Origin of the sequence: Cyanobium sp. Cruz-8D1 (assembly GCF_024345975.1) — a bacterium.
In the GTDB taxonomy this organism is placed as follows: domain Bacteria; phylum Cyanobacteriota; class Cyanobacteriia; order PCC-6307; family Cyanobiaceae; genus Cyanobium.
In genome coordinates, this window is sequence record NZ_JAGQCD010000017.1 from 60,535 (window position 1) to 76,175 (window position 15,641).

Here is a 15,641-nt window from a genome sequence, read left to right on the forward strand (position 1 = left end):
AGGGCACGCTCCCAAAGGATGCCCAGAGAGGACGGATCCGAACACTCAAAAAGTGCGATTCCCCTTCTCCCTCATGCGGCCCCAGCCACGACATCGCGGCCTTGGAGGCGGTGCTCAGTTCCCTGCTGCCGGTGCAGCTCACCCAGCTCGCCGGCGGACGTCTTCACGGCGAGCTGCTGCCGCTCGACCTTGGGGCGCTCCAGGTGCTGCGGCTGCGCTTCGATCGGCCCCTGCACGGGGGTGGGCCCAAACCCAACGGTCGCCAGCTGATCGCCCTCGATCTGGGCGCGGACCAGGCTCAGGCCGGGATCCGCTCCCACGGGATGGAACTGCCCGCTACGGCCTTGTTCGGTCTGGCCGCCGCCGGGGAGATCCACCTCACCACCCCGGAGCGGTGCAGCCTGGCGTTGCTGAGCCTGGATCGGCAGCGGTTCCTGCAGTGGGCCCAGGAGCTCGGTGGCCCTGGCCTGGAGGAGCCGCTGGCGGAGGGCAACTGGCAGGCGATCGATCCGCTGCGCTTCCAGCGGGTGCGGACCTGCCTGCGCCGGATCTTCCGCCTCGCCGAGCGCCACCCGTCCCTGATGCAGGATCCGGCCACGCGCCAATTGCTGTGCGGCGACCTGGTGCCGCTGCTGGTGGAGGCCCTGGCGCAGCGCAACGGCCACAGCGAACGGCTGGCCCGGCCGCCCGCTCGGATCGAGCTGGTGAAAGCGGCCCAGGCCTGGATGGCGGAGCATCCCGACGAGCCGATTCACCTCGATGGGCTCTGCCGCCAGGTCGCGGCCGGACGGCGCAGCCTGCTGCAGGGATTCCAGGAGCACCTGGGCATGGGCCCGATGGCCTACCTGAAGCTCCAGCGCCTGCACGGCGTGCGCCGTGCCCTGCTGCTGGCCGATCCCCAGACCACGAGAATCTCCGAGCTGGCCGCCCGGTGGGGATTCCTGAACGCGGGCCATTTCGCCCGCGATTATCGCGGCCTGTTCGGCGAGCATCCCCGCACCAGCCTCCGGGCCTGAGCCTCCTATCCATCTTCCCTGTCCCTTGCGCCCTTGCCATGAACGACCGCACGCAGCGTCTGGTTCCCGTCCTGGCCGGCCTGGCCCTGGTGCTGCCGCCGCTGTGGCCGGCGACGAGCCTGGCTGAACCGGCCGTCAGCCCGGCCCCCCAGGCCCCAACGGTCAACCCCTGGAGTGGCACCGTTGAGCTCTACGGCTTGGCGCCGCTGCGCACCACCGGCACCACCACGATCAGTGGTCAGGAGGCCGAAGTCGACCAGAACCTCGGCGAGATCCTCAGCGTGCTGCGCTTCGCCGCCTCCGCTCGCGGCAGCGTCGAAAAGGGCCGCCTGGGCCTCCTGGGTGATCTCTGGTACATCGACCTGGGCGACCAGGCCAGCCGGCTGGTGGGTCCCCGCAGTCTGTTCACAGGGACGGCCGATGTGGGCCAGAAGCTGGGGGTCTACGACCTGGCCCTGCGCTACCGCTTCGGCGAGCGGGAATCGGCCATCGGCAAGCCCGGGAGCTACGCGGTGATCCCCTATGCCGGCCTGCGGCTGATCGATGGTCGGCTGGACCTGGCCGCCACCCTTGCTGGCCCCTTCGGCCGCACCCTGCTGGAGCCCAGCCGCAGCTTTCAGCGCACCTGGGTGCAACCCCTGGTGGGCACCCAGGCCAGCGTGTTCCTCTCGCCGCGCCTGCGGGCCTTCGCCCGCGCCGACGTGGGCGGCTTCGGCCTGGCGGGCCAGCAGGACCTCAGCGGCAACGCCCAGGTGGGCCTGGGCTATGCGATCGGCGACAACACCGATCTGAACCTGTCCTGGCGCTATATGGGCCTGAAGTGGAACAACGGCGACGATCGCTCCAACGGCTTCAGCACCAACCTGAACGGCATTGAAGTGGGCGTGAAGTTCTTTTTCGGCGGGGCGCCCAGGGGCCCAGCGCTGGCGGCGACACCGGACGCTGCCCCAGCGGTGGCTCCCTGACGCTGGCCGCGCAGGCGCGAGCGGCGCCTCAGAAATTCGGCAGCTTCAGCATCAGCTCGCAGAGCTGGGGGCTAGGCAGCTCCTGACCGAGCAGGGGAGCCACCAAGGCGGCGAGGGGGCGCAGGCGGCAGGGCCAGATGGCCCGCTCGGTGAGCCGGCCGGCCTGGAAGCCGCCCACCACCAACACCCCCACCAGCAGGGTCCGCTTCACGCCGGCGGTGGGGTCAGCAGGGGGAAGCCGAGGGCACGGCGCTCCTCGAGCCAGGCCTCCGCCACCTGCCGCGCCAGATGGCGGATGCGGCCGATGGTGGCGGTGCGCTCGGTCACCGAGATGACGCCGCGGGCCTCGAGCAGGTTGAAGGTGTGGCTGCACTTGAGCACGTGGTCGAGGGCCGGGGCCGGCAGCCCCGCTGCCACCAGATCGGCGGCCTCGGCCTCGTGCAGGGCGAACAGCTGCAGCAGACGTTCGGGGTTGGCGGCCTCGAAGTTGTAGGTGCACTGCCCCTTCTCGAAGGGCAGCCAGATGTCGCCGTAGCTGCGCTCACCGTTCCAGCGCAGGTCCCAGAGGCTCTCCACGTCCTGGAGGTACATCGCCAGCCGCTCCAGGCCGTAGGTGATCTCGATCGACACCGGCCGGCAATCGAGGCCGCCGCACTGCTGGAAATAGGTGAACTGGGTCACCTCCATGCCATCGAGCCACACCTCCCAGCCCACACCCCAGGCCCCCAGGGTGGGGGACTCCCAGTTGTCCTCCACGAAGCGGATGTCGTGGTCCTTGGCGCGGATGCCCAGGGCCTCGAGGGAGGCCAGGTAGGTCTCCTGGATGGCATCCGGGGAGGGCTTGATCAGCACCTGGTACTGGAAGTAGTGCTGGGCCCGGTTGGGGTTGTCGCCGTAGCGGCCGTCGGTGGGGCGCCGGCAGGGCTCGGGGTAAGCCACCGCCCAGGGCTCCGGGCCGATCGCCCGCAGCACGGTGTGGGGGCTCATGGTGCCGGCGCCTTTTTCGGTGTCGTAGGGCTGCAGGATCAGGCAGCCCTGGTCGGCCCAGAACCGGTTGAGGCTGGCGATGATGTCCTGGAAAAGCATGGTGCGCCGGTCGGGTTCTGGCCAGGACGGCAGGAAGGGTGGCTCGATGCTGCCAGATCGGTGCTCGCGGAAGCTGCGGCGAGGGTCTGAAGCGGGGACTCAGGCCAGCAGCTCCAGCTGCCCCATCAGGCCGCCGGCCAGGGGCCGGTGCCGGGCGACGGCAAATCCGGCGGCGCGGGCCAGCATTTCCTGGACAGGGCCGGTGGGGAAACGGGCCAGGCTTTGCTCCAGGTAGGCGTACTGCTCGGGCAAGCCCACGGCGCGGGCGGCCGGCACGACCAGACGCCGCAGGTAGAAGCGCTGGAAGGCGGCCGGGACAGAAGCGGGATCGGGCCGGTTGAAATCCAGCACCACGGCCCGCCCGCCCGGCCGCAGCAGGCGCCGCAACTCCACCAGGCCGGCGGCGGGATCGGCCAGGTTGCGCAGGCCATAGGCCATCACCGCCCCATCGGCCCAGCCAGCGGCCAGGCCGGTGGCCAGGGCATCGCCCTGCTGCCATTGCAGGGGCAACCAGGGCTGACGGGCGGCGCGGTGGCGGGCGATCGCCAGAGGCGCGGCGGCCGCATCGAGGCCCAGCACCAGACCGCCGGGGCGGACGCGAGACGCGAGCACCAGGGCCAGATCGCCGGTTCCGCAGCAGAGATCGAGCAGGCGCTGGCCGGGCCGGGGACGCAACCAGAGCAGGGCCTGCCGTTTCCAGAGGCGGTGCAGCCCCAGGCTGAGCAGATCGTTCAGCTGGTCGTAGCGGGGGGCGATGGCGTCGAACAGATCACTGATCTGCTCGGGATCAACTGTTGCCAAGGCGGGCGGTCGGGGTGTCTTCCCAAGGCAGCACGATCCCATCCAGGCTGACGCCCGCCGGTTCGAGCTCGGGGGCCGTCAGGCCACGGGCTTCGAGGCGGCCCGGGCTGGTGAAGGTGAGCACCATCACGGCGGCCAGGCCGACGGCCGCCGAGCAGACCATGCAGCCGGCCAGCATCAGCGAAAATTCACGGCGGTCGTTGGCGGCCTGCATCAACTGCAGTGCCCAGGCCACCAAGGAGATCACCACCAGCACCACCAGCAGCGCGATGGCCGTGACGACGGGCGTTGGCAGGAGCAGGAAGGCGTTCACCGATGCACCGCCATCCGCGTGTGGACCTTAATGTTACGTGAATTGAAGCAGCGACTGCGATGGAAACGGCCTGGGACTCCTCAGGCTGTCGCTGCGGGCACCAGCAGGGGGCGGATGGGCAGACCCCGCCGCAGCAGATCCGTCTTGATCGCTTCCACCGTGAGCACCCCGTCATGGAGCAGGGAGGCCAGCAGGGCGGCCGAGGCCCCGGCCCCATCAAGGGCGGCGGCGATGTGATCGATGCAGCCGGCGCCTCCGGAGGCAATCACAGGCACCTCGACGGCCTCAACCACCGCCCGGGTGAGGGCCAGGTCGTAGCCCGCCTGGGTGCCGTCGCCATCCATGGAGGTGAGCAGGATTTCGCCGGCACCGAGCGCCACCACGCGCCGGGCCCAGGCCACCGCATCGAGGCCGGTGTTCTCCCGCCCGCCCTTGACGAAGACATCCCAGGCCGTGGCGGCGTCGCCAGTGGAGGCGCGGCGACGGGCATCAATGGCCACGACGATGCACTGGCAGCCGAAGCGATCGGCACCGGCCGTCACCAGCTCCGGGGTGCGGACCGCCGAGGAATTGAGGCTCACCTTGTCGGCACCGGCCCGCAGCAGCTCCGTGATGCCTTCAACGCTGACGATGCCGCCGCCCACGGTGAACGGGATCGTCACTGCTTCGGCGGTGCGTTCGACCATGTCCAACAGGGTGATGCGGCCCTGGTGGCTGGCGGCGATGTCGAGGAAGACGAGTTCGTCGGCGCCGGAGAGGCTGTAGCGACAGGCCAGTTCCACCGGGTCGCCGGCATCGCGCAGACCAACGAAGTTGATGCCCTTGACAACCCTGCCCCCGGCCACGTCGAGACAGGGGATGATCCGTTTGGCTACCAAGGGTTCGCTGTTAAGGTTTCTCCACTTTCTAATCCCGCCGGACATGGCCCAGGCTGGCATCACCATCGGTTCGAAGGTGCGGGTCACCCGCGTGCGCGATCGGATTCCGGCCACTCTGGTGGCGGCCCTCAAGGCCGATGCCACCGGCACCGTCAAGGACTTCCGGGTCACCGATGGCACGGGGGTCGGCGTGGTGGTGGAGCTGAGCGGAGGGACCACCACCTGGTTCTTCGATGATGAGATCACCCCTGCCTGAGACGGCCCACCCATGAGCCAGAGGCCCGAAAGCAGCGCCGGCTCGCCAGGCGTCTCCGGTGGCGCAAGGCAGCTGCTCGGGATGAAGGGCGCCACCGGCAGCTCCAACATCTGGAAGATCCGGCTGCAGCTGATGAAGCCCGTCACCTGGATCCCCCTGATCTGGGGCGTGATCTGCGGCGCGGCGGCGTCGGGAAATTTCCACTGGACCCTGCCGGAGGTGGGAGCCTCGGTGGCCTGCATGCTGATGAGCGGTCCGCTGCTGGCGGGCTACACCCAGACGATCAACGACTACTACGACCGCGAGATCGACGCGATCAACGAGCCCTACCGGCCGATTCCTTCCGGGGCGATTCCCCTGGGCCAGGTGCGGCTGCAGATCGTGGTGCTGCTGCTGGCCGGGCTGGCCGTGGCCTGGGGCCTGGATGTCTGGGCCGGCCACAGCACGCCGGTGCTGCTGCTGCTGGCGCTGGGCGGCTCGTTTGTCAGCTACATCTATTCGGCGCCACCGCTGAAGCTGAAGCAGAACGGCTGGCTGGGCAACTACGCCCTGGGCGCCAGCTACATCGCCCTGCCCTGGTGGGCCGGCCAGGCCCTGTTCGGCCAGCTCACCTGGGCCACAGCCCTGCTCACCCTGGCCTACAGCCTGGCGGGGCTGGGGATTGCCGTTGTCAACGACTTCAAGAGCGTCGAAGGCGACCGGGCCCTGGGGCTGCAATCGCTACCGGTGGTGTTCGGCATCGAACGGGCCAGCTGGATCAGCGCCGGCATGATCGACCTCTTCCAGCTGGCGATGGTGGCGGTGCTGATCGCCATCGGCCAGCACTTCGCCGCCGTGCTGCTGGTGCTGCTGATCGTCCCCCAGATCACCTTCCAGGACATCTGGCTGCTGCGTGATCCCGTCGCCTTTGATGTGAAGTATCAGGCCAGCGCCCAGCCCTTCCTGGTGCTCGGCATGCTCGTGACAGCCCTGGCGATCGGCCACAGCGACCTGACCCTGCCATGACCAGCCGACCGGCGCGGCGCTCCCACTGGCGCCTGCTCGTGCCGGCCCTGGCGGCGGCCGCCGCCGGTGGGCTGGTGGCCCTGGGCCAGACAACCCTGGTCAGGGCCCTCGACGGGATGCTTCCCGATTCCGGCCGCATCAACAGCTTCAACCGGCCGGGGACGATCACGATCCTCTCCTCCGATGGCAAGGTGTTGCTCAAGAAGGGTCCGGCCACGCGCGAGAAACTGCCCGCCGGCAAGATGCCGCTGCTGATCCAGCGCGCCTTCGTGGCCGCCGAAGACCGCCGCTTCTACCAGCACGACGGCATCGACCTGCTCGGCATCAGCCGGGCCGTGATGCGCAACCTGCAGCAGGGCGCGGTGGAGGAGGGGGCCAGCACGATCACCCAGCAGCTGGCCCGCACCGTGTTCCTCAGCCAGGACCGCACGATCGTGCGCAAGCTCAAGGAGGCGGCCCTGGCCGGGAAGATCGAGCGCCAGCTGAGCAAGGCGCAGATTCTCGAGCAATACCTCAATTACGTCTATCTGGGCTCCAGCGCCTACGGCGTGTCCGATGCCGCCTGGATCTACTTCTCCAAACGCCCCGACCAGCTCACCCTGTCGGAAGCCGCCCTGATCGCCGGCCTGCCGCCGGCCCCGTCGGTGTATTCGCCGCTGGTGAATCCGGAGGTGGCCCTGCAACGGCGCTCGATTGTGCTGCAGCGCATGCGCGAGGCGGGCTTCATCGACGACGTGCAACTGGCGCGCGCCGAGGCCACGCCCCTGGCGCTGAAGCCGGCCGAGCCGAAGTACTTCTACAACCCGGCCCCCTGGTACACCAGCTGGCTGGAACAGGAGCTGCCCAAGGTGCTCAGCGACGAGCAGCTGGAGGTGGGCGGGCTGACGATCCGCAGCGGCCTGAATGCGGCGTGGCAGGTGGAGGCCCAGAAAACCATCGACAGCTACGCCACCGGCAGCATGGAAGGGGCCCTGGTGGCCATGGAACCGGGCACCGGTCTGGTGCGGGCGATGGTGGGCGGCAAGGACTGGGAGAAGACCCAGTTCAACCGGGCCTCCCAGGCCCTGCGTTCGCCGGGGTCCACCTTCAAGCTGTTCATCTACCTCACGGCCCTGAAGCAGGGCATGAAGCCGGAGGACACGGTGGTCGATTCCGCCCGTTGCTTCGGCAAGTACTGTCCCAGGAATTTCGGCAACCGCTACATGGGCCGGGTGAGCCTGGCCACGGCGATGCAGAACTCCCTCAACATCGTGGCGGTGGCCCTGCTGCAGAAGCTCGGCTACGACCCGGTGATCGCCACCGCCAAGAGCCTGGGCATCCAGCGGGAGCTGGGGCGTTATCTGTCGATGGCGATCGGCTCCAACGACCAGACGGTGCTCGACATGACGGCGGCCTACGCGGCCATGGTGAACCGGGGCGTGTACAACCAGCCGCTGCCCTTCGAGGAGATCTTCGGGCCGGACGGGGTGTTGCTCTGGTCACGGCGGGCCAAGGGCCCCCGCGGCACCCGGGCGGTGAACAGCGACATCGCCGACGCGATGGTGTGGATGCTGCAGCAGGTGGTGCAAAGCGGTACGGGTGGTGGCGCCGCCCTGCCCGACCGGCCGGTGGCCGGCAAGACGGGCACCTCCGAGGGGGCGCGGGACCTGTGGTTCATCGGCTCGATTCCCCAGCTCACCACCGGCGTCTGGCTGGGGTACGACAACAACAAGGGAACGGGCACCACCAGCGTCCTGGCCACCTACGCCTGGCGGGCGTTCATGGAACCGGTGACCAGGGGCATGCCGGTGCAGAAGTTCCCGCCCAAGCCCGTGCTCACCGGCAGCTTCAAGCCGGTGCGCAGCCAGAAGCAGACCCAGCCCGACGCCAGGCCGGACGACCGTGAGACGCGCGAGAGCCAGCGCTGGGAGCCACCGGAGCAGGAGCCGAGCAGCACCTCTCCGCCCACCTGGGAACCCTCCAGCGAGCGCCCGCCGGCCGACTATGCCCCGGCGCCTGCCGCCCCGGCGCCGCGGCCCGCCCCTTCCCGCGAAGCGGCCACACCAGCGGCTCCGGCGCCGGTGGCGCCCCCCGCCCCGTTGCCGCCGCCACCACCCCCCGCCATCGCCCCGCCACCACCGCCGCCGCCCTAACTGCCGCCCTAGCCGCCGTCCGGCCCCTGCAGCACCGCCGCATAGAAACCATCGCCGCCGCCGCACTCCCCGTTGGGCGGTTCAGGCCACCACTGGCGTTCCTCAAGCAGGCTCCAGCCAGGGTGGGCCGCCAGCAGCGCGGCGATCAGGCCGCCGTTCTCGCGCGGTTCCACCGTGCAGGTGGCATAAACAAAGCGGCCGCCGGGGGCCAGCAGGGGCAGCAACGCGTCCAGGAGCTGGCGCTGCAGGGACACCAGGCCATCGATAGCGTCCGGGGTGATGCGCCAGCGGGCATCCGGATGGCGGGCCAGGGTGCCGAGGCCGGAGCAGGGGGCGTCGAGCAGAACGCGATCAAAGGAGCCGCGCCAGTGGGGCTTGGCGGCGGCGAGGGCGGTGGCATCGAGGGCCAGGGAGCGGATCGAGGTGAGTCCGAGGCGCTCGGCATTGCGATCCAGCCGACGCAGGCGGGCTTCGGAGCGATCCAGCGCCCACAGCTCAGCGGCGTCGCCGGTCAGCTCCGCCAGGTGGGTGCTCTTGCCGCCCGGGGCGGCGCAGGCATCGAGGATCCGCTGGCCGGGCTGGGGATCGAGCAGGGGGGCGATGGCCTGGGCACTGCGGTCCTGCACGCACCAGAGCCCCTCGGCATAGCCGGGCAGGTCGCGGGGATCGCCGACCCGCTCCAGCAGGGTGAGGCCGTGGGACACGCCGGGCAGGGCGCGGGCGGCCACACCGGCGGCCGCGAAGCGCGCCAGCAGCTCGTCGCGGCTGGTGCGCAGGCGGTTGGCGCGCAGGTCGAGGGCGGGGACTGCGTTGCAGGCCAGGGCAAAGGCCTCGGCCCGCTCTGGCGGCAGCCAGCCGAGCAGCTCGGCGCTGAGCCAAGGGGGCAGGGAGCGGCGCAGGGCCAGGGCGGCGGCGGCCTCGGCCGGCAACGCCAGCCCGTGCCAGGGTTCGGTGCAGGGTTGGGTGCCCCCCTGCGGCTCCCGCCGCCGCAGCAGGGAGCGCAGCATCCCATTCACCACCGGCGCCAGCCGGCCCAGGCCAACGCGCTTGGCCAGGGCCACGCTGGTGCTCACCGCCGCCGCCGCCGGCACCCGATCGCTGAACAGCAGCTGGTAGAGCCCCACATGCAGCAACCAGCGCAGGGCCGGCGGCTGGCGCAGGGCCGACACCTTGCCGAGGGCGTCGATCCAGCCATCCAGCAGCAGCCGCTGGCGGATGGCTCCGTAGGCGATTTCGGTGGCCAGGCCGCGGTCGGCCGCCGAAAGGCCACCACCGGCGCGGGCCAGGGAGGCCAGCTCACGCTCCAGGGCGGCATCGGCATAGGCGCCGGCCGCGACGGCCTGGAGCACCTGCCAGGCCAGCTGGCGGGAGGCCAGGCCGGGCATGGTGTCGCCGGGAACGATCTCGCTGGCGTGAATCGGCGGGCTCCCGAGACGGTTCACTCCTTTGTACAGGAGGGCTCGGCCAGCTCCAGCGGAGGCCGCCAGCGGTGCCGGGCCAGGGGCAGGCGGCCGTCGGCGGCCACGGCGATGCCTTCGGCCAGCAGCAGCTGGCGCTGCATCCAGTCGCTGCCCTCCCGGCCGGGGCTCATCGCAATGCGTCCCTGGGCATTCACCACCCGCTGCCACGGCACCGCCGATGGCAGCGGCAGGCGCCGCAGGGCCCAGCCCACCTGGCGGGCGCGGCCGTAGGCGCCGATCAGCTCCGCCACCTGGCCGTAGGTGGCCAGCTGGCCGTGGGGGATGCGGCGCACCATCGCGTAGACGCGGCTGTCGAAGGGACGCTCGCTGTCGGCAGCAACCCTGGACATGGCCGTGCAGCTGGCAAGGTCGATGATGGCGTTTTACCAGGCCCATGCCGCTGCTGCCCCGCCGCTTCGAGCGCCTGCGCGCGGTGCTCGATCGCCGCATGGGCGATCTGACGGTGCTGCTGGAGCATGTGGACAAGCCCCATAACCTCTCGGCGATCCTGCGCAGCTGCGATGCGGTGGGGGTGCTCGAAGCCCATGCCGTGAGCCTGAAAGGGAGGGTGCCCACCTTCAACGCCACGTCCCTGGGCAGCCAGAAATGGGTGGCGCTGCACCGGCATGAGCGCAGCAGCGATGCCATCGCGCTGCTGAAGGCCGATGGCTTCCGCCTCTATGGCACCCACCTGGGGGCCGACGCGGTGGACTACCGCGACTGTGATTTCACCGGGCCCACGGCCTTTGTGCTGGGGGCGGAGAAATGGGGACTGAGCGAGGCCACCGCCGCCGCGATCGACCAGGCGATCGTGATCCCGATGGCAGGCATGGTGCAGTCGCTGAACGTGTCGGTGGCGAACGCGATCCTGCTGTTCGAGACCCTGCGGCAACGGCAGGAAAAGGGATGCCTGCCCAGCCACGGCGAAGGTGTGGCCCCGGACCGCTATGGGCCGCTGCTGTTCGAGTGGGCCTACCCGCAGGTGGCGGCCTGGTGCCGCCGCGAAGGGCGCCCCTACCCAGCCCTCAGCCCCGAAGGCGCCATCCTCGAGGAGCTGCCGCGGGGGGTGCGTCTGCGCTGCTGATCGGGCCGCCGCAGACCGTTCAGCCAGCCCAGATCTCGGCCAGCTGCAACTGCAATCCAGGGAACTCTGCACTGGCTTCCAACACCAGGGACGGCTCCAGTCGCTGCGGTTCAGCGTTGGCCGACCACACCTCCACGGCTTGTTCGTCAGGCAGCAGCAGCCAGGCCAGGCGGGCACCATTGGCCTGATACGCGTCCATCTTGCGGCGCAATGCCGTCAGGCCGCGGGGCCCCTCGTCGCTGGGGCTTGCCAGTTCCACGACAAGGTCAGGGCAGAGCGGGGCGAAGCCACGGCGCTGTTCGGGGCTGAGGGCCTGCCAACGATCGAGACGCACCAGGGACGCATCGGGGCTGAGCACGGAGCCATCCGGCAATAGGAAGCCGGTGGAACTGTCAAAAGCTTTCCAACGGCCCTGGTGCTGGGCAAAAAGCTTGAGCTGGAAGAACAGCTCACCACTGCGGGAACCCGTTTCGCTGCCTGTTGGCGTCATCAGCAGTACCCGGCCGCCGGCTGTGAGTTCGAGCACGGATTCACGGTTCTCGGCGCACACCAGCGCAAACTGGTCCGGGGTGAGCCGCAGATCGGCAGGCAGCCTCAGCTGCGATGCAAGCGCTGGGCTGGTGGTGAGGGTCATCGCCACAGGCCGGGAGTGGTTTGAGCGTAGCGAGAACGGATAGGCAGAGCCGTGATGGCCTTAGCCTTTGCTGTACATGTTCATCACATGGGACCGATGTCGATCTCCTCGAAGACCGCCGCTGAGCGCGCCACAGAGCGCGTTGCGGTGTTGATGACGCCTGCTGAGAAAGCTGCCTATGCCGATCAAGCCAACAGGATGGGGCTCTCACTCGGACAGTTTTTCCGTGAGGCTGGAGCCGCTTATGCCACCGGCAGCTCTGAGGAGCAGGCCGATACCGATGCCCTGGACGCGGCCTTGAAACAACTCGAGCTCAGCACGGCGCGCACGGAAGCGGCGCTCGATCATGCCCTTGCCGAGGTTCGTGCGGCTCTCCAGGCCAAGCCGTCAGTTCAGCCACAGCCATGAGCGTGACCGACCGCATTCTGTCGGCGCTCACCACCGTGATCCGCATGAACGACAAGGTGGAAGATATGGCGGGGCTGATGAAGGAACAACAACGCCGCATCGATGACCTCAATGGTCGGATGATCCGTCTGGAAACGGTGCTTGAGATGGCGCTGAGCCGCACGTCTTTCCAAGGCCATCGGCTGACGGAATCCGATTCTGGTACCTACACGCTGGGGTGATCTGCAGCGGCGGCCAGGGCCATCAGGCCTCACCGCGACAGAGGGCCAGGATGGCCTCGGTGCTCAGACCCTGCCGGGGCCGGTGGCCCCGCAGCCTCATCAAGGCCTCCTCGCCCCGCTGCTCGGCCTGGCCATCCGTCTTTTCCAGCACCACCTGATCACCCACCAGCCGAAACTGCACCTCACAATTGGGATGCAGCCCAGCCAGCTCGCGGATGGCCTGAGGAATCGTGACCTGACCCTTGCTGGTGATCCGCACGGCGATCCGGTGTGGCGCGAGAGTAAGAGACTTACAGCCAGCTGCCGCAGCAGGCAAGACGCCTCAGCGGGCCCTCAGCCCCGAAGGCGCCATCCTCGAGGAGCTGCCGCGGGGGGAGCGTCTGCGGTGCTGATCGGGCCGCCATCAAAGCGGGAGGCATTCGGCAGAAAGATGGTGAAAGCCAGCACCAGGACCTCCAACAGGATCTGGCGACCGCCCAGCAGCACCACCAGTACGGCCACCACAGACAGGAACTTCTGGAAGACACTCCAGACGTCATCGGGCGTGTTGCCGCCTTTGACCCACAGCAGCACGGCGGAACCAAGCAGAACCAGATCCAACCACCAGGGCATTGCCGATACCACAGAGCAACAAAACGCTACTTCAGGTCGGCAAGAGAGCCACTGAGCCAGTTCTCCAGGCCCTCGCCCAGAAACGACAGCCCCAGTACCAACACAAACATCGCCAATCCAGGAAACAGGGCGGTCCACCAGATGCCGGTGGGCAGGGCCGTGAGGGCCTGCTGCAGGTCACTGCCCCATTCGGGGATGGTTTCCGGCAGGCCGAGGCCGAGAAAACCCAGCCCCCCCAGCACCAGCACCGCATCGGCCGCGTTGAGGGTGAGCAGCACCGGCACCGAGGTGATCACGTTGCGAAACAGGTAGCGCCGCAGGATCCAGGCGGGGCCGGCACCGAGGGAGCGGGCCGCCTCGATGAACAGTTCCGCCTTCACCTGGGCCGACTGGTTGCGCACCACCCGGAAGTACTGCGGCACGTACACCACGCAGAGGGCAGCGGCGGCATTGGGCAGGCCCCGGCCAAGCAGAAAGGCGAGCACCACCGAGAGCAGCAGCACCGGCAAGGTGTACAAGGTGTCCATCACCAGCACCAACACACGGTCGACCCCGCCGCCGAGGTAGCCGCTCACCATGCCCAGCGGAACACCGATCACCAGCGCCAGCACCAGGGCGCTGAGCACCACCTGCAGGGCCACGCTGCTGCCGGCGAGGGTGCGCACACAGACATCACGGCCGAGACGGTCGGTACCGCACCAGTGCCCGAACGAGGGCTGGGCGTAAATGGGATTGTCCAGGCCCGCATTGGGATCGGGCAGCAGGCCGCCGTGCACCAGCAGGGGCGTGAGCACGGCCATCAGGCCATAGAGCGCCACGATGGCGAGGCCCCAGCGGGCCATGCGCGCGGAGAGGGGGCGGGTTCCGGCCCGACTGGCAACCATGGTGCGGCGGGTGGGTGCGTCAGTGAGGCCTTGGGCTCGAACCCATCACGTGTACAAATCCTTCGTGATAGTAACCAGGCTCGCGGGGAATGAGCTTCTGCTCATGTGCGGTGAGGCGGAATGGCGCAACAGTACTGTCGCCGCGTCGTCGATGGGGTCACCCGCCCCATCAGGGCCAAAGATCGGTGCCAAAACTAATTTCATACCCAAAGCGTGGTCGCGGGCTGATCCCTGTCAGGCCAGCCCCTCTCAGCCGGCTTGGGGCTGTCTTCACCTGCTCGAACGCGTAGAGACAACAAAGCGGCAAGGATGCCTGCAAGGTTGCAAGACAATTCTCACCCTGGTATAATGTGAAACGATCGCGCCTCTCAACTCCAGAGAGCTTTATTTTCCTTTGACCAAGCGACGTTCAACCCTACCGATCCGATGACCGGCGCCCGCCTGCTGATCGTCGATGACGATCCCGAGTTGCGCGGCTTCCTCTCCTCCGAGCTGGCCGTTGAAGGGTATGCGTGCGAAGAAGCGACCTGCGGGCAGCAGGCCCTGGGCAGGATCCGCAGCCAAACCTGGGATCTGATACTGCTCGATTGGAACCTGCCCGATTTCAGCGGTGTGGAGGTGTGCCGTCGCATGCGCAAAGGGGGGATTTCCACGCCCGTGCTGATGCTCACGGCCCGCGATGAGGTGCAGCAACGGGTGGAGGCGCTCGATTCCGGCGCCGACGACTACCTGATCAAGCCGTTCTCGATCGAAGAGCTGTTGGCCCGGGTGCGGGCCCGCCTGCGCCGCAGCGGCATCGATGAACAGGAAGGCGGTGTGCTGCGGATGGCTGACCTGGAGGTGAATCCCGCCAGCCGGGAAGTGGCCAGGGGCGGTGAATCCATCCATCTCACGGCCAAGGAGTTCGATCTGTTGATGCATCTGTTGCGTCACCCCAACCAGGTGCAGGAGCGTCGCGCCATCCTTGATGCCCTCTGGGGCGAAAACTGGCTGGGCGACGACAACCTCCTGGATGTGTATGTGCGCTACCTGCGCCGCAAACTGGAGCCAGCCGGCCAGCCCACCCTGATCCAGACGGTGCGCGGCGTCGGCTTCATGCTGAAGGAAGGGCCGCCCCGCTGACCATGGCCTCGCAACTGCTGATCGTCGAAGACGACGCACGCATGCGCACCTTCCTGGCCGGCGAACTGAATTGCGAGGGCTACAGCGTCAGCGAAGCCGAAGACGGCCAGGGAGCTTTGATCCACCTGCGCGATGCCACAACGGATCTTGTCCTACTCGACTGGACGCTGCCGGATTTCAGCGGCGTGGAAATCTGCCGGCGGCTGCGCAGCAGCGGCGACATCACCCCCGTGCTGATGCTCACCTGCCACGACGACATCCGCGACCGTGTTGAAGCGCTCGATTCCGGCGCCGACGATTACATCCTCAAACCCTTCTCGATCGAGGAGCTGCTGGCCCGCATCCGCGCCCACCTGCGGCGCACCGCCTACTGGCGCGGTGTCGCCAATTCCGATCGGCTCAGTTGCGCCGATCTCATGGTGAACACGGCCACCCGGGAGGCAGGGCTGATTCAAAGTTTCAGCATGGGTTCGGTTCTGGCTGGCGCATCGCCATCTCCAGCAGCGTCGTGATGTCATGCATCACCGCCTGTAGTCCGGCTCGGATCGACTGAAATCCGGCGAGGCGCAGCAGGTTGAGGGCTGCCGTTCGCAGGCTCGCCATCGCGCCAGCGCCATTGCCCCGGTAACGGTGGGCGTCCTCATGCAGCTGTGTGTCCCGGATCCAGTGCCAGCTCTCAATGCTCCAACGGTCCCGCACCTGTCGCAGCAGAGCTTCTGGCGTGGTGCGCAAGCTGGTGAGAAAGTGGTGGGTGGCGTGAAATG

General features: G+C 68.5%; 21 protein-coding genes and 1 pseudogene. 10 read left to right on the forward strand and 12 right to left on the reverse strand.

Features of this window, described 5'->3' with window-relative positions; all coding sequences use genetic code 11:
- Positions 1–110 precede the first annotated feature (110 nt).
- Entirely contained in the window at positions 111–1,016 is a 906-nt protein-coding gene (locus tag KBZ33_RS11755) for a helix-turn-helix domain-containing protein (RefSeq protein WP_254953326.1), read from the forward strand.
- A gap of 38 nt (positions 1,017–1,054) precedes the next feature.
- Positions 1,055–1,981 (forward strand): porin family protein, encoded by a 927-nt coding sequence (locus tag KBZ33_RS11760; RefSeq protein WP_254953182.1) that lies wholly within the window; start codon positions 1,055–1,057, stop codon positions 1,979–1,981.
- Between the two features lie 28 nt (positions 1,982–2,009).
- Here KBZ33_RS11760 and KBZ33_RS11765 read toward each other — a convergent pair whose 3' ends face one another.
- The 5 genes from KBZ33_RS11765 to hisF all read right to left on the reverse strand — a co-directional run bounded on the left by KBZ33_RS11765 (position 2,010) and on the right by hisF (position 5,059).
- Complete coding sequence (locus tag KBZ33_RS11765; protein ID WP_254953180.1) at positions 2,010–2,192, reverse strand: hypothetical protein; 183 nt, start codon at positions 2,190–2,192, stop codon at positions 2,010–2,012.
- Complete coding sequence (gene glyQ, locus KBZ33_RS11770) at positions 2,189–3,067, reverse strand: glycine--tRNA ligase subunit alpha (protein ID WP_254953178.1); 879 nt, start codon at positions 3,065–3,067, stop codon at positions 2,189–2,191. The genes KBZ33_RS11765 and glyQ overlap by 4 nt, the downstream gene beginning before the upstream one ends.
- Before the next feature lie 99 nt (positions 3,068–3,166).
- Positions 3,167–3,868: a bifunctional demethylmenaquinone methyltransferase/2-methoxy-6-polyprenyl-1,4-benzoquinol methylase UbiE gene (gene ubiE / locus KBZ33_RS11775; RefSeq protein ID WP_254953176.1), complete on the reverse strand. Its 702-nt coding sequence runs from the start codon at positions 3,866–3,868 to the stop codon at positions 3,167–3,169.
- The gene (locus KBZ33_RS11780) at positions 3,855–4,181 is read right to left on the reverse strand and encodes a hypothetical protein (protein WP_254953174.1); all 327 of its coding nucleotides are present in this window, start codon (positions 4,179–4,181) and stop codon (positions 3,855–3,857) included. Before KBZ33_RS11780 ends, ubiE begins: the two co-directional genes overlap by 14 nt.
- 80 nt (positions 4,182–4,261) lie before the next feature.
- Positions 4,262–5,059, reverse strand: a complete 798-nt coding sequence (hisF, locus tag KBZ33_RS11785; protein ID WP_254953173.1) for an imidazole glycerol phosphate synthase subunit HisF — start codon at positions 5,057–5,059, stop codon at positions 4,262–4,264.
- Positions 5,060–5,102: 43 nt separating this feature from the next.
- Between hisF and KBZ33_RS11790 the strand changes: the two genes are divergently transcribed.
- Genes KBZ33_RS11790 through KBZ33_RS11800 form a run of 3 tightly spaced genes read left to right on the forward strand, consistent with a single transcriptional unit; the run spans position 5,103 to position 8,452 of the window.
- Positions 5,103–5,315, forward strand: coding sequence for a DUF2862 domain-containing protein (locus KBZ33_RS11790; RefSeq protein ID WP_254953171.1), 213 nt, complete (start codon positions 5,103–5,105; stop codon positions 5,313–5,315).
- A 12-nt stretch (positions 5,316–5,327) separates the two neighbouring features.
- Positions 5,328–6,320, forward strand: coding sequence for a chlorophyll synthase ChlG (gene chlG, locus KBZ33_RS11795; protein WP_254953169.1), 993 nt, complete (start codon positions 5,328–5,330; stop codon positions 6,318–6,320).
- Positions 6,317–8,452: a transglycosylase domain-containing protein gene (locus KBZ33_RS11800; protein WP_254953168.1), complete on the forward strand. Its 2,136-nt coding sequence runs from the start codon at positions 6,317–6,319 to the stop codon at positions 8,450–8,452. The genes chlG and KBZ33_RS11800 overlap by 4 nt, the downstream gene beginning before the upstream one ends.
- Before the next feature lie 8 nt (positions 8,453–8,460).
- Here the strand turns inward: KBZ33_RS11800 and KBZ33_RS11805 are convergent, their stop codons facing one another.
- Together KBZ33_RS11805 and KBZ33_RS11810 are read right to left on the reverse strand one after the other, a co-directional pair.
- Complete coding sequence (locus KBZ33_RS11805) at positions 8,461–9,837, reverse strand: 16S rRNA (cytosine(967)-C(5))-methyltransferase (RefSeq protein ID WP_254953324.1); 1,377 nt, start codon at positions 9,835–9,837, stop codon at positions 8,461–8,463.
- 53 nt (positions 9,838–9,890) lie between these two features.
- Positions 9,891–10,262 carry an MGMT family protein gene (locus KBZ33_RS11810; RefSeq protein WP_254953166.1) on the reverse strand — a complete coding sequence of 124 codons (372 nt, stop codon included), beginning with the start codon at positions 10,260–10,262 and terminating at the stop codon, positions 9,891–9,893.
- A gap of 44 nt (positions 10,263–10,306) precedes the next feature.
- Between KBZ33_RS11810 and trmH the strand changes: the two genes are divergently transcribed.
- Entirely contained in the window at positions 10,307–10,996 is a 690-nt protein-coding gene (gene trmH / locus KBZ33_RS11815; protein ID WP_254953164.1) for a tRNA (guanosine(18)-2'-O)-methyltransferase TrmH, read from the forward strand.
- 19 nt (positions 10,997–11,015) lie between these two features.
- Here the strand turns inward: trmH and KBZ33_RS11820 are convergent, their stop codons facing one another.
- Entirely contained in the window at positions 11,016–11,630 is a 615-nt protein-coding gene (locus KBZ33_RS11820) for a Uma2 family endonuclease (RefSeq protein ID WP_254953162.1), read from the reverse strand.
- Positions 11,631–11,726: 96 nt separating this feature from the next.
- Between KBZ33_RS11820 and KBZ33_RS11825 the strand changes: the two genes are divergently transcribed.
- Both KBZ33_RS11825 and KBZ33_RS11830 read left to right on the forward strand, forming a co-directional pair.
- Positions 11,727–12,038 (forward strand): hypothetical protein, encoded by a 312-nt coding sequence (locus KBZ33_RS11825; protein WP_254953160.1) that lies wholly within the window; start codon positions 11,727–11,729, stop codon positions 12,036–12,038.
- Entirely contained in the window at positions 12,035–12,259 is a 225-nt protein-coding gene (locus KBZ33_RS11830) for a hypothetical protein (protein WP_254953158.1), read from the forward strand. Before KBZ33_RS11825 ends, KBZ33_RS11830 begins: the two co-directional genes overlap by 4 nt.
- Before the next feature lie 22 nt (positions 12,260–12,281).
- Here the strand turns inward: KBZ33_RS11830 and KBZ33_RS11835 are convergent, their stop codons facing one another.
- From KBZ33_RS11835 to KBZ33_RS11845, 3 genes are all read right to left on the reverse strand, one after another.
- Positions 12,282–12,518 carry an AbrB/MazE/SpoVT family DNA-binding domain-containing protein gene (locus tag KBZ33_RS11835; protein ID WP_254953156.1) on the reverse strand — a complete coding sequence of 79 codons (237 nt, stop codon included), beginning with the start codon at positions 12,516–12,518 and terminating at the stop codon, positions 12,282–12,284.
- Positions 12,519–12,592: 74 nt separating this feature from the next.
- Positions 12,593–12,859, reverse strand: a complete 267-nt coding sequence (locus tag KBZ33_RS11840) for a hypothetical protein (RefSeq protein WP_255011778.1) — start codon at positions 12,857–12,859, stop codon at positions 12,593–12,595.
- 38 nt (positions 12,860–12,897) lie between these two features.
- Positions 12,898–13,713: an ABC transporter permease gene (locus tag KBZ33_RS11845; protein ID WP_254953322.1), complete on the reverse strand. Its 816-nt coding sequence runs from the start codon at positions 13,711–13,713 to the stop codon at positions 12,898–12,900.
- 468 nt (positions 13,714–14,181) lie between these two features.
- Between KBZ33_RS11845 and KBZ33_RS11850 the strand changes: the two genes are divergently transcribed.
- Entirely contained in the window at positions 14,182–14,877 is a 696-nt protein-coding gene (locus tag KBZ33_RS11850) for a response regulator transcription factor (RefSeq protein ID WP_254953153.1), read from the forward strand.
- A gap of 2 nt (positions 14,878–14,879) precedes the next feature.
- A complete protein-coding gene (locus tag KBZ33_RS11855; RefSeq protein ID WP_315859193.1) occupies positions 14,880–15,389 on the forward strand; it encodes a response regulator transcription factor in 510 nt (169 codons plus the stop codon).
- Here the strand turns inward: KBZ33_RS11855 and KBZ33_RS11860 are convergent.
- Positions 15,337–15,641: pseudogene (locus KBZ33_RS11860) on the reverse strand (transposase); the annotation flags it as partial. The gene KBZ33_RS11855 and the pseudogene KBZ33_RS11860 overlap by 53 nt on opposite strands.

Bases quoted from the DNA above. Each gene is read 5' to 3' on its own strand.
- KBZ33_RS11825 (WP_254953160.1), top strand. From the start codon at position 11,727: ATGTCGATCTCCTCGAAGACCGCCGCTGAGCGCGCCACAGAGCGCGTT.
- KBZ33_RS11810 (WP_254953166.1), bottom strand. From the start codon at position 10,262: ATGTCCAGGGTTGCTGCCGACAGCGAGCGTCCCTTCGACAGCCGCGTC.
- KBZ33_RS11760 (WP_254953182.1), top strand. From the start codon at position 1,055: ATGAACGACCGCACGCAGCGTCTGGTTCCCGTCCTGGCCGGCCTGGCC.
- KBZ33_RS11855 (WP_315859193.1), top strand. From the start codon at position 14,880: ATGGCCTCGCAACTGCTGATCGTCGAAGACGACGCACGCATGCGCACC.
- KBZ33_RS11850 (WP_254953153.1), top strand. From the start codon at position 14,182: ATGACCGGCGCCCGCCTGCTGATCGTCGATGACGATCCCGAGTTGCGC.
- KBZ33_RS11800 (WP_254953168.1), top strand. From the start codon at position 6,317: ATGACCAGCCGACCGGCGCGGCGCTCCCACTGGCGCCTGCTCGTGCCG.
- KBZ33_RS11790 (WP_254953171.1), top strand. From the start codon at position 5,103: ATGGCCCAGGCTGGCATCACCATCGGTTCGAAGGTGCGGGTCACCCGC.
- KBZ33_RS11805 (WP_254953324.1), bottom strand. From the start codon at position 9,837: ATGCCCGGCCTGGCCTCCCGCCAGCTGGCCTGGCAGGTGCTCCAGGCC.
- KBZ33_RS11830 (WP_254953158.1), top strand. From the start codon at position 12,035: ATGAGCGTGACCGACCGCATTCTGTCGGCGCTCACCACCGTGATCCGC.
- KBZ33_RS11820 (WP_254953162.1), bottom strand. From the start codon at position 11,630: ATGACCCTCACCACCAGCCCAGCGCTTGCATCGCAGCTGAGGCTGCCT.
- chlG (WP_254953169.1), top strand. From the start codon at position 5,328: ATGAGCCAGAGGCCCGAAAGCAGCGCCGGCTCGCCAGGCGTCTCCGGT.
- glyQ (WP_254953178.1), bottom strand. From the start codon at position 3,067: ATGCTTTTCCAGGACATCATCGCCAGCCTCAACCGGTTCTGGGCCGAC.
- KBZ33_RS11845 (WP_254953322.1), bottom strand. From the start codon at position 13,713: ATGGCCCGCTGGGGCCTCGCCATCGTGGCGCTCTATGGCCTGATGGCC.
- trmH (WP_254953164.1), top strand. From the start codon at position 10,307: ATGCCGCTGCTGCCCCGCCGCTTCGAGCGCCTGCGCGCGGTGCTCGAT.